This is a genomic window from Plesiomonas sp., assembly GCF_051652165.1.
Classification (GTDB): domain Bacteria; phylum Pseudomonadota; class Gammaproteobacteria; order Enterobacterales; family CAMTGL01; genus Plesiomonas.
The window spans coordinates 486,573-499,624 of record NZ_JBOFTR010000016.1; the positions used below are offsets into that span (position 1 = coordinate 486,573).

Genomic DNA, 13,052 nt, shown 5'->3' on the forward strand with positions numbered 1-13,052 from the left:
CTCGTGTTGCTGCAAGGATTAGCGAAAAAAGCCCAAAGAACCAAAGTGATAAGTGATACCCAAATTAAGCACACTCAGATCAGTGCCTCCAGTCTGATGTCCCCCAACATTATTTGCCCATAAGTACTCCATTGCTGCGCTCCATTGGCGATTAAACGCATACTCTACCCCTGCGCCTAATACCGGTGACCATCCACTGTCACTTGCATCATGCACAAAACCCACTTCACTGCCTGTCACATCCATATTCCAGCGAATCCCTCCCACTTTGCCAAATACCGACCACTCATCATTGAATTGCCAGTAGGGTTTAATACTCAGGGTAAAACCCTGCAGCTCCCCCTTATAAAAAGCCGCTTGAGTAGGGTGCCCTAGTGCAGGATAAATCGCTTTAACCTCGCCAAAGTGGCCATAACTCCCCTCAACAGATAACCACGTATTTAGCATGTAACCGGTAAACAGCTCACCTCCGGCCGTTTGCTTGTCACAGTCAGTCGCATGCGATTCACAGCCCCCCGTTGCATGAATAAGGCCCGTTTTTGCACCGATATACCACCCCTTTGGGGGGGGGGCAGAGCTCACTCCAAATGATAAACACAACAGCAGAAGGGAAGACGCTCCCAGCCACGCTTTTGGTAATACGGTATATTGTGAAATAGACATTTTTATATTCACACTATGAAATTACTATTCAGAGATAAAGATTCAGGCATAAAAATACTGTATAACCCCAGCGGGGATATATTTATAATATTCATGAACACTAAAATTTCACGTGATAATATAAACTACACAGTTTACTTTATGTCATTTGCTTTATGTTCGTTAAATTGCACCATTTAAATTAGACTTTTATTCTAGAGTTAATTCATTTACATGGTCAACACAGGAAATAAATACACCTTGTTTATTTCTTGTGTGAAAACAACTGAAGGAAAAAGAGTGAGAGCAAAAGAAAATAAGGAAAATTGAATCGCCTTTCAAGGATAATCATGAATACGTCTGTGAATGGGCATATAAACAAGAGAGCAGCTAAAAAAGAGTAACATCATGAATGATCAATTTAAAATCACTCAATAAACATTGATATCACATACACCTATCAATATACGGTAATTTTAAATCACAAAAAAAAACAAAATACCCGAACAGTCAGAACATACAACAGAGAAAAATATCATCATAGAATATAAAATCACTTTCTCATTTTCATCAACTCTGTCTTTAATATTAACCTTTAAATACCACGCAACTTTTCACGTATTTTCAATAAAGTATCAAAACAAAAAAATATAAAATCAAAAGGAAAATGACTTTATATTTTTAGTCATAATTAGTCAGAAGAGAAAGCAATCACTGCAGTTTTATCATATTCAGTAAAAAAACAGCCAGAGTAGATCTCTCTACTCTGGCTGTTAACACACTCATAGTCTGTATGACTCTATTTACAGCATAAAATGTAAACTATTACGCGCCTTCAAAGTGATACTTCATATCTGTATCTGTTGTCATTTTAGTAAACACTTGATTTGTTAATTTATCAGTAAGATCTAATGCCCCTTGCATAGTCTTATCTTCAAAATTTTGTAGCACTGTTTGTGCTTTTGCTGGCTCAGTTTTATACAGTTTCAGATACTCTTTTTCCATGGCTTGTTGCTGCACTGCCGTTTGCTCTTCAAATGCTTTATAAGCTCGCTGTACATCTGGCGCATAAGCATTAAAGTTTTGCATTACCAGTGTTTGCAGTTTACGGTATTTCCAGTTAACAGAGGCATCATCAGCCTGATCGGTGCCTTTATCATAACCAGGTAAATAGTGTTGTATTCCCTGATAATAAGGAACATATACACTCAGCGTTGGCATACCATAAGCAACATACTCCACTTCACCAATGGCTTTAGGTAAATTAGGACGAACCTGTAAAATATGTGACTCTTGGCTACGGAACACAGCAATTGGGCGATAAGGCTCTGCTGGATTATTATTGGTATACGGATCGTGCGTTGTTCCCTGATAGTGGTTACGCAATGCTTGCTCAACTTGCGCGACTGAGATTTTTTGAGCTGGTTTTAAGAATACAGGGAAATTCTTTCCATCTGTAATCACTGTTTTTAGCTCAGGATTAAACATATGTTGCAATGTCCAAACCCGTGGGTAGTTATAGGTCAAATCATTTTCTACATCTTGTGAATATGCTTGGTGGAAATTAAATGGCCCTTGCTGTGGATTATATAAGCCATGCTGCTCGGCAAAACTGACTAACGTTGGCGAACCTAAATAGTTGGCAGTATCTTTTGGATCATATTGTTGTAAGCGCCCCTGATTCGCTGAAACAAAATATTGATCTGCCGGTACACGAGTGGCCATCCACTGATGGCCACTGCCTGTCTCTAAATACCAAAGATCATGCTGATCAACAAATGCTACCCCAAACCCTTCGCCAGCACCTTGCTGCTCAATAATTTTACCTAGCAACTCAACACCTTCACGGGCAGAGTGAATACGAGGTAAAATAACTGATGGAATAGAGTCTTCGGTGATCCCTGTTTTTTCGACATAAGGGTCAGCCTTCAGTGCAGGTTGGCCATTATAAATTGTTTCTGTTGCAGTAACACCAACACCTGCTGAGTTAAAGCCCACTTCACCCATTGATTGATCTTGTGTACTAAAATCATGGATAGCGGTATATCTCAATGCATTTTCTGGAAGCGGGTATGTAAAGTCATTACCGTGCGATTTAAACGTGCCTTTTTGGTTTTGTACCGCAGGATGAATCACCATGTGTTTAGCATTTGTTGCAGAATAGTCTTCATTGCGTGCTGCAATAAATGAACCATCCGCTGATGCCTGATTCCCTACCAAAATAGTGGTACAAGCAGATACCTGTCCAGCAAAGAGAGCTGTCATTAGAGCAGCAAGCAGTGTTGTTTTCATCGGAAACTCCGTTTTTCTTTTTAGTCTCATAGATATGCAAACAATAGACTGACTCTTTTTACCTCACAAACTATCGAAATAAACAGACGGTTACTTTTTGTAAGCGAAAATAAACCGCAATATTTGTTAAATAAAAATAGGTTATATACTGCATAAATATGTGATTTATCGCACAGACAGAGCTGTACTTCTTTTATATCACTAAAACTTAAATTTAATTATGAGTAAAAATTACCATTTTTTTCGCTATTGAGAGAAATATCACTCTTTAATGACTTTTAGTTATATTATTAAGAAAAGATACTCTACAAATGAAAAAATCTTCTATAAATAACAATTGTAGGTAACTACATTAAGGGACCAAATAATCAAAGTTTTATTTTTTAAAAAAGTACGCTGTTTACTCATTGGTAGCATATATAGATAGAAATAGTCTTTGTTGATATAAAGATAATGTGCAGCAATTTAGTGTTTTCGGCTATTCTTATAACAAAATACTCGATATGAATATTTTTCCATCGATAGTTTCTATACAAATCGTATACTCATTTCAAACAATTACATACGAGTATGCAATATAATGTCTCTTAACAAGAGTTATACTATAGTCATTAAGAAGATGGTTGATAATCCACACCAAACGCGTGATCTTTAATCAATGTTTCAAATCCTTCCTTAGTTGACGTTATTTTAACTGGCTCTAATGGTGTAGGTTCTTTTTCTATATTAATATTTTTAGGTTGTTTAGGTCTTAGCCCTGCCCAATCCAACCCCGAACCAGAGCTTCCTCCAGCATTGAGTTTGATTTCAGGACCAACTAACCGAACGCCACTTGGGTCAACGTTGATAAAGCTGCCACTTGCCTTAAAAGTGACCTCACTACTTGCCTCGATCACGATCTTGTCCCCTATGTGAATGTGCACCTCTTGCCCTGCATTTACCCGTAATGATTGCCCCACCTTCTGATGTATTGAACCATCAACGGTCAGAGAAAGATCAGCATTGATGTGCTCACGTTTTTCCCCCTCTATCGTCAAGTAATCATTAACATTAATATGTGTTATGCGCTGATGGTCGATATCACAATGTTCATCGTGTTTAAGACACCACGTAGTATCGTTCTCTATCAACACATTCAGATCTTTTTGGCCATGGATGTAGATCTCTTCCTGCGCGGCACTATCTTCAAAATGCAATTCATTAAAGCCTTCCCCCTGATAAGTCTCGGTGCGCAGCACAGTACGCGTTTTATGCACAGGCAGCGCATACGGCGAGCGCTGAGTGGCATGATAAGCTCGACCGGTCACAATAGGCTGATCAGGGTCACCGTCTAAAAAAGAGACAATCACTTCATGGCCAATACGCGGAATAGCTATCATGCCATACTGCCCACCCGCCCAACCTTGTGATACTCGAACCCAACAAGAGCTTTGCGCGTCACTCGCACCATGCCTATCCCACGGAAATTGCAGTTTGACCCGACCATACTCATCACAGTAAATCTCCTCCCCCTGAGGACCAACAACAGTAGCCATCTGTGGGCCATCAATCTGTGGTTTATGCGGTGCGAGCAAACGCCAAACTGTACTTTTTTTCACCGAGTCAAAATTGTTGTAGTAAACGGTAGCACTAGCTCCCCCTTCTTCTTCCACCGCCTGTGGTTGCTCTCCATGGTGATGAATTCGTACTATTTGCCAGTTAATATTGACGTTATTATTCGGGTGCTCTGATAAGGAAAAATACAAACCTGGCCTGAGTTCTGCCGCGTTCGATGTGCCTTGCCCCATTACCGCATCAACACGTAATGCATCAAGACGATACCCAGTAAAAGCTTTGCCATTGATATCCTGTTTAAAACGCCCCGGATAATCAAAATACTGATAGCCCATCTGCTGGTGTGCCAATTCTGTTGTCTGATTTTTATGCATGAGTGCATAATCAGGTGTCTTAAAACAGTAGTCCTTCAGCACCACATCCGCCGACCGAACGGTTTCTTGATAGCGAAACTGCCGGATATAGGCTCCCCGCTGCATCTCCTGATTCGCAGGATTAAAAAACAGATCCGGGCCACGGAATAAGGTTGTAGTATCATCAGCAAACACCACACGGTGCTTGCTCTGCTCAAACTCGTGGAAATAGAACATACCCTCTTCAGCAGCTAATCGGCTGATAAAAGCCAGATCTGTCTCTCGATACTGCACACAATATTCTCGCTGAGCATGCACATTTCTCAACGCAAACGCATATTCGGTGATCCCCGCTTCTTGCAATAAAATACTGATAATCTCTTGTGGCTGCAGCGCCTGAAAAATTCGAGCATTGTGATGCAGGCTCAATCTCCATAACATTGGCCTGACTTCCATACGATAACGGGTCCGACGAAAACCAGTTTCCCCCTGTACAAACTGGCTCACAACACCGTTAATCCGCCGCTGCAAAACGCCCTCAAACCACACCAAAAGCTCACAGGGCTGATCCAATACGGCACCAAAATCGATATCTGGCTGTAAACTGGCCAATGCCAAACTTAAGGTAAAAGGCTCGCTCAATGTTTCATCCAAATCGAACGTGGCTACTGCAAAGGTCGAATCAGGTAAAGCTCCCACCTTCACGGTAAACTGTAATCCCGTACTCTCTGCCATCCATCTTCACCTTAAGATCTGGTTATTTTGCTGGATTATCATTTTTAACATTACCCTGCCTTGCCACTGCTGCTACCAATCATCACACCACCACAACCAACAGTACTTCCGGTCACTGCAATCGGTTTGCCGTTAACTAGCACCGAATCAATACCTCCAGAGATGCTGCGTGGATGCGGTGGGCTACCGGGTTTATCATGTGGCTGCAATGCATCGCCTTGCCGAGCAAGTGGTTTACTATCGAGAAAGACATCTGAACTTGCCGTTATCACGGGAGAAGGGTGAAAACCATCATGATCGGTTCCCAGATCACCAAGCAACACAATTGAAGGACACATGCACTTCTCCCTGAATTAATAGAGTGACTCTGGTAAGCGGAATTGGCTAAATAACCCACCCGCAAACGGATTATAGCTAGCATCTGCGTACACGCGGTATGTCATGGCACCTTGATCAACAGGAAAACGCACATCAAAAGTCGCCTCATTCACCTGCGTTAGCTCACCATTTTGTATCAAACGAAACATCGCCCAAGGGCCAATAAACCCTTCACTGCGAGGAGATCTCTCTTGATTATCAGGCACCAGAGTAATCTTGCTCTCCGCACCATCACGCATCGAATTCGGCCAGATCAAGGGGATTTTATTACGCCGCCCATGGGCATACTCCAACAATTGGCCATCAAGATTCAGAACACTACGGCGTTTATTGGCCGTCAGTTCAATTGGCTCTAACGCAAACTGTACCTCTAATGATCCTTGGCTATTAAAGAAGGTCTCTCGGATCTGTGTTGCCCGCTCCAGTTGCTTTAACAGTTCCAACTGAATAGGCGAACCTAAATCAGCATCCATCAATCCGCCTTCAACCATCGGTTTAAGATTGGCCTGATAAAAACTGTTTAATGTGCCATTTGGAGAGAAAAAACGCTCTATTTCAGAAAGAGGCGCATCTTTGGTTGAAGAGGGATCAAACGGGTAACGATCAGCCAACTGAGTATTGAACGGCACAATAACCTGATCTAACCATGCTTGATTCAGAGAAGAGATCGCCAAATCAACCACCAACTGTGCACTTTGTTCCGCCAACTGACTGACCCAACGATCCAGTGGTACAGGCAGATTGCGGGCATACTGTTGTAGTGCAAAGACCGGATCTGAGTACTTATTGTTTAATCGTAACTGTACGGCTTTCAGCGCCGACTGACCGGGGTCTGTTGCATTCACAATCAGATCAAGATAGTGGTATAACTCAGTCATTTTTTGATTAACTTGTTGAATCAATGGCTCTTGTTCACCAGCTGCGACCAATACCGCATTACTGGCTATAAACGGCTGCCCTATGCGGGTTGTCAATATCTGGCTATTCTCACCAGCCTGTTGACGACGCTGTGTGTTTTCATTGAGCGTTGTTAACACGCGTTGAAACGGTTGGTCATTACTGATAATTGCCGAAATAACACTCAGTGCCTGCTCAAGGCTGGTCAGTGGTTGTATATCCACATCCCTCAGCAACGTTTGCCACTGATTGATGTAATCAGCCACATAACGATCATTCACTTGACGGATAATCTCACCACGATCAGCCTGACTCAAATGCACTTGCTGACGCTGGCCGAGTACCCAACTGTCCATCTCCGTCAACTCAAGCAGCGCGTTATCTTGCTTAAGATAGAAATCACTCAAACCAGACCACGTCATCAGGCGTGGAATATTCCCTGCAGCATCATGATTTAAGGCGAAAACCGTATCAAAAATCGGGCCGACTTCATCTTGTATCATCAGCTCTGAAGAGAGTTGATCATCGGCTTTAACCTGCAAATTTTGATATACCCGCTGAGACATCGGCAATTTACTTAGCTCATGCTGGGCATTGTAAATCGGTTTTTGAAAGGGAATAAAAGCAGCAATAGCCGCCAAATCTTTCTGCTGGCGAGCCCCGTTCCAGTTTGTATACTGCAAAGCATAATCCAGATGCTGCATCAATTGCTCTTGCACCTGCCCTTGCTCTGGGAACGCACGTTGCCAACGTTGCGCCATAAATTGTTCAACAACCGTCTTATTGCGGCCAGATGCGTCATCGAGCATCCGCATGACACGTAAAATAGCCAGCTTCTGCTCACTGCCTGCCGGGGCCTGATTCAGATCATCGAGCAAGCCCTGCATCACTGCCGGTAAAAAACGCAAACTCAGCAGTTCAAGGTAATTTTTTTCAACATAAGGCCCTATTTTATTACCCTGATATAAACCAAGATCGACGAAGAACGGTACTTTTTCACGATAATCACCAAAAGAGAGTGTGGCTTGACGAATCAAGTTCAAACGCGGTAGTTGGTTATAACCAAACTCTTGCTGGCCACTCGTTTCCTCTGCATAAGTAAACGATTGCGTCTTAGTCAGTACATTACGCACAGCCGTATCATTTATGTGATAGAAGTGCTGCCAGCCTGCAATCAACAACACACTGCAAAAGAAAAGCCCGCTAATTCCTGCCCACACCCTGCGCTGCCGCTGCAATGCATATACGCGGCTCTCACCGGCTAAATCTGCTTCAGGAAAAATAATGTCTGCAAACAAACGACGCACAAAAAAGGTATTTGATTCACCACGTAACGCAGAATAAACCGGTTCGGATAATTGGTAACGGTGAGTTGTTGCATGCATAAAAGCATCAAAAGGGACACCTTGTTGATAAACTGAACTGGTGTACACCCCGCGTATCAAGAAGCTTTTTTGCTCTTTTTCATCCAACATCTCACCAAGTACATCCAATACATAATCTTTTATACCCGCAAGTTGCCTGACAAATAAAAACAGAGCACTGCGCTGCGAAGCATCAAGCCCCCCTAACATCATCGTCGGCATATGCGTATTCAAATGGGCCAGCCATTGCTCCCAAAATATAGCCAACTCCTGTAACCAGTAGTCACCAGACGCCGCATCTGGGCTGAATGTAATACCGAGCACAGCTTCGCGCACATTTTTGTCTAACTGCTGATAGATAACATCAAAACCATGCAACATATCCAACTTAGTCAGCGTGATATACAGCGGCAAACAAGTATGCATGTTGGCGCTCATCTCTTGCAGACGGGCACGCATTAACTGAGCATAAGCTTTACGCTCTGCAACCCCTGCCTGTGCTAACCAAGCCAGATCCAGTGTCAAAACCACGCCATTAAGCGGCTGCCGATGGCGATGCTGACTTAACCAATTAAGCAAATGTAACCACAACCGCTCATGGCTGTTATCTTCCTTTTCACCACGGGTAGGGCTGTGATCCAACAAATATCCACGAGGATCTAACATCACCGCCTGTTCTCCCACCCAACAGTCGACATGCAGATCGGGTGCGTAATCACGCAATGCTGCTTCCAAGCGAGGGTTTAACTTATTGGCCGGATTTGCCCGATGAATAAGACTACTCTTACCGCTGCCAGATAAACCGATCACCAGATACCAAGGTTGGCGATATAAAACCTGTGAGCCAACATGCTCACGTAGCACCTGTAACCAGCTGTCTAAAAATTGCTGTTGAGCATCCACCAATGACTGAACCGGGTCAGACTCCATACTCTCTTGTATATGTTGTTCAGCTTTAAGCTGCTTCACCTTTTTCCATATACACCAAGAGGTGATGCCAAAGATCAGCCATAACCAGACCAATGTAAAAACAACTCTAGCCCACACACCAGCCAGTGGTTTGTTCTGCATGATGTTCAGAGCAGGCCCCTGCCACCACACCAAAATCAGCATCAACACCCAAAAGAAAATACCCGTGGCAATCCATGGCGCAGGGAAACGCGGCATCATCTGTTTTATGAAGATTAAAAGGGTTTTGAACATAAATGACCATTCAACTCCGAATGTCTCAGTTCGACCGCAAGGTCGCATAATGAGCAAGGCGTGTTACCAAACCCGGCTCCCATTGTGCCAGCCCCAAACTCTGGGCTTCCTGCCACAGAGTTTGATACTGTTGGGCTGCCAGAGCTGGCATCCCTTCTGCTGCGAGTAAATCAGCCCCCGCCAATTGATGATAAAAACGTGCTCGTGGTTCTTTCAGTTGACTCAAGCGGTCATTTAACAAAGTCAGTGCTGCGACCAGCCCCTGAGATTGAAAACAACGTTGCAGATCCGTGATAGGATTGCTTTTTCCTGCCATTTCAGAAGAAGCTAATGTGGTTTGTAACCACTGAATGCACGCATTGCCTAAAAAAGGCGAACCATCACTAAAGGTGAGTTCACGTAACAGCGGAAGCCGATTTAAAAACGCGGCAAGCTCCTCAGCCATTGCGATAGCGACAGCTCCATAACCGAGCTTCACCGCCACCTGAGCTGACAGATGATGCCCATCAAACCAATACGGGGAGAGTGTCAGGCTCTGTTCTATCTGCTCCCATAATGTCTGATCAGCTTGCGATAAAGCCGTTTGATATTCATTAATTCGGTCTGGCGACATCGGCGATAACGGGGTTTTATTCCCTTTACTGATTAAAGGGGGGGCAGTAATACCATGCCACAGTGCATTACGCCTCAGGCGATAACCTATCGGGCTTTCAGGCTGTTGCTCAATCAATAATTCGGCCATCTGCATTTGGCGACTACGCCATTGCCGATCATCGCAACTATTCATGACCTGTGCATTTGAACTGACTGATACAGGGATAGGGGAAACAGAAAAAGCACTTTGTTGCGGGGTAGAGAGTTTTGTTTGAGTATTGCCGTCTTTATCTATGTTGGCTTTATCTGCATGAGCTTGTTCTTGTTGATGGCGTTGTATGTGGTACAAACCAGCAAGCAACGCTTCTAGCGCCACACCATGATTTGGCACAAGCTCCAGCCAATGCTGCTGCAACCGCAGGGTTAAATTCAGTAGGTGTTCTATTTGTTCTGACGATGCACTGTGGCATACCCGCGTTAATATCCCCTCAAACCGTTTAATTATCTGGTTAAATATCCGTAACTTTTGCTGCGGATTCACTGGCCAAGCAGACACCCAGTATGCCTGAATCCAACAATCGAGCAGCAACAATGCGGTGGTAAACGATGCTACGTTGGCAGGGTGCTGCAAACAACGTAGCAAATGTGCTAATACCCGCATATCTTTGGTCTGTGTCTCGAACAAAGATAAACACTGATCAGCCACTTTATTTAGATCCACCTGACTATGAGCCAAAGATCCGAGCTTAACTAACTCGGTATCTACCGTTTCCCATATTGGATTATCGGCAGAGATAGGAAGCGGTATCATTTCGTCTGGTAACGGAGCCAATAAACGTAAACACCATGGATGTGAATCAGTCATATTATCACCTACCAGCGGCACTGCTGACGCAGAGGGCGCAGTGCATCAGCTAATCCATTGAGGTCTACGCGTACAGTCATCCTTTTATTTTTTGCCTGCAACGTTAATACCTGCTGACCTGCCCAGAGCTTAAGCTCCTCAATGGCCGGTAATCCACGACCAAACTCCAGCAACCTGCCTTTATCGCGCACAAACCAGTTACTCGATGCGGGCAGATCATCGGTCTGCGCGATAACCTGAGTATCTGGCCATGGTGCATCTAATCGTAACCAAATTCGGGTGATCACATCGGCACAACTGATTGCCAGCGTTGCGCCACGTAGTGCCGGACGGGTCAACAATAACGCATCAGAATCAGGCTTATGTCCAAGTATAAACAACGGAGAGTCACCGCTACGCTGCGTTTCTTGTTGCTGAATATCATGCCATGCTGCCGAATGCGGTTCGGAAAGAGCGCCAAACACACTTTGCGCGGGTACATCAGCTATCGCGTCATAACATGCCAGACGAACTAAAGGGGCGGGTTGTTCACGACAATGCTGCCACTGTGTAGGTAAAACAGATTTAGCATCTGCTTGTTTTATCAGTAATAACACTCCGCTTAACATCCAAAAAATGGCTATCCATAGCTTCATCCGTTTACCTCCAGCTTTTGACACTTATGGTCTAAGGTTCGCTTGGGGATATTCAGACTCTCTGCAACGCGGGTGCGGTTTCCTTGGAAGTAACGCAAACGTGCTTCTATGACTGCAGTTTCATACTGCTGTAATGCCTCACGCAGATTATTAATATGGCAAAAATCATCATCGCTTTGATTCAAATCGGTACTTATTCGATGACGACTCTCTGGTGATAATGCATTTAGCGTAACCTCTTGCCCTGATGGAGTATGAGCACAAGCCACTTCCAGTAAATTACGTAACTCACGCACATTACCCGGAAAGTCATATCCCACTAACTGTTTGAGGAAATTACGGTGCAATGGGCCAAAGGTCTTCCTTTCTTGGCGAGCAAAATCGGCAATAAAATACTCACTGAGCAGACTGATATCTTCTGGCCGCTCACGCAACGGTGTCACCATCAACATGCACTGACATAACCTGTGGTATAAATCTTGCCGAAATACCCCTTCAGTGACTCGCTGCATCAGAGGTTGGTGAGTGGCAGCAATGAGGCGAAAATCAGAATAAATCTCTTTCTCTCCGCCTAATGGCCGAAAGTAACGCGTTTCTAATACGCGTAATAATTTAGCCTGCATACTCAACGGCATGTCGCCGGCCTCATCAAGAAATAAGATGCCACCATTTGCCTGAGCCACCAGCCCATGCTTATTATTTAACGCACCAGAAAATGCCCCTTTTTGATAACCAAATAGCTCACTTTCAATCAAGTTTTCAGGAATGGCTGCACAATTAATCGCCACAAATGGTTTATCGGCACGCTCAGAATACTGATGCAGTAAACGTGCAACCACCTCTTTTCCCGACCCTGTTTCCCCTTGAATCATGACATTCAGACGATGACCCGCCGCTTGTGCTATCTGTTCACGCAATTGATGAATGGCACGAGACTGACCAATGAGTGCATCGTTTAAACAGGCATCTTGCTGACGGCGTTGCTTATTTTCACCACGAATCAAACGCAGCGAGTCTTGCAAATCACTCACACCACGGCGTGACTGTCCTAAATCTCTAAGCAATGTCAGCTGGCCAGTAAACACCTGTGCTAATAAAGCCAGTTTTCCCTGTTCTTGCCAGCCTGACAGGTGCTGCGCGGTATCAAACAGCGCCAATACCGCGACAGGCTTTGCATTCTGCCCATGTAACGGCAGGCAATGCATACCACACCGCGCACCGGCTTCCGCCAGCATGCTGCGTAAACCCGTATGCCCAATCCTCACTCCGCTGTGCAGCGAATCCCATGTTCTAACTTGATCATGACAAAGTACAAATGCCAGTGGATGACTAAAGTCATCGGCTTTCAACGCAAACGCCACCGTCCGTTTTCCCATCCAGCCATGACATTGGAGCATGCGCCCACTGACATCGAGCATTGCCAGCAATGCTCCTTGCGGCTGCCAACCCTGCCGGACAGTATCCAACAACCAGCGACAAAGCAGCGGTTCATCACGCGTCTGAGTCAGAGATAACGCAAATTCGAGTGCCTGTTGCATAT

The 13,052-nt window shown here is 44.4% G+C and carries 8 protein-coding genes; all 8 read right to left on the minus strand.

Annotated elements, in window-relative coordinates:
* Positions 1-18: 18 nt before the first annotated feature.
* Positions 19-663, minus strand: coding sequence for an outer membrane beta-barrel protein (locus tag ACRC53_RS11825; protein ID WP_438643593.1), 645 nt, complete (start codon positions 661-663; stop codon positions 19-21).
* A gap of 804 nt (positions 664-1,467) precedes the next feature.
* On the minus strand, positions 1,468-2,934 hold the full coding sequence (locus ACRC53_RS11830) for a C69 family dipeptidase (protein WP_438643594.1): 1,467 nt from the start codon (positions 2,932-2,934) through the stop codon (positions 1,468-1,470).
* Between the two features lie 611 nt (positions 2,935-3,545).
* The gene (locus tag ACRC53_RS11835) at positions 3,546-5,576 is read right to left on the minus strand and encodes a type VI secretion system Vgr family protein (protein WP_438643595.1); all 2,031 of its coding nucleotides are present in this window, start codon (positions 5,574-5,576) and stop codon (positions 3,546-3,548) included.
* Positions 5,577-5,626: 50 nt separating this feature from the next.
* On the minus strand, positions 5,627-5,914 hold the full coding sequence (locus ACRC53_RS11840) for a type VI secretion system PAAR protein (protein ID WP_438643596.1): 288 nt from the start codon (positions 5,912-5,914) through the stop codon (positions 5,627-5,629).
* A 15-nt stretch (positions 5,915-5,929) separates the two neighbouring features.
* Entirely contained in the window at positions 5,930-9,385 is a 3,456-nt protein-coding gene (gene tssM, locus ACRC53_RS11845) for a type VI secretion system membrane subunit TssM (protein WP_438643597.1), read from the minus strand.
* A gap of 58 nt (positions 9,386-9,443) precedes the next feature.
* Positions 9,444-10,877, minus strand: coding sequence for a type VI secretion system protein TssA (gene tssA / locus ACRC53_RS11850; RefSeq protein WP_438643598.1), 1,434 nt, complete (start codon positions 10,875-10,877; stop codon positions 9,444-9,446).
* An 8-nt stretch (positions 10,878-10,885) separates the two neighbouring features.
* Positions 10,886-11,512 carry a type VI secretion system-associated protein VasI gene (vasI, locus tag ACRC53_RS11855; RefSeq protein WP_438643599.1) on the minus strand — a complete coding sequence of 209 codons (627 nt, stop codon included), beginning with the start codon at positions 11,510-11,512 and terminating at the stop codon, positions 10,886-10,888.
* Entirely contained in the window at positions 11,509-13,050 is a 1,542-nt protein-coding gene (locus tag ACRC53_RS11860; RefSeq protein WP_438643600.1) for a sigma-54 interaction domain-containing protein, read from the minus strand. Before ACRC53_RS11860 ends, vasI begins: the two co-directional genes overlap by 4 nt.
* Between the last annotated feature and the right edge of the window lie 2 nt (positions 13,051-13,052).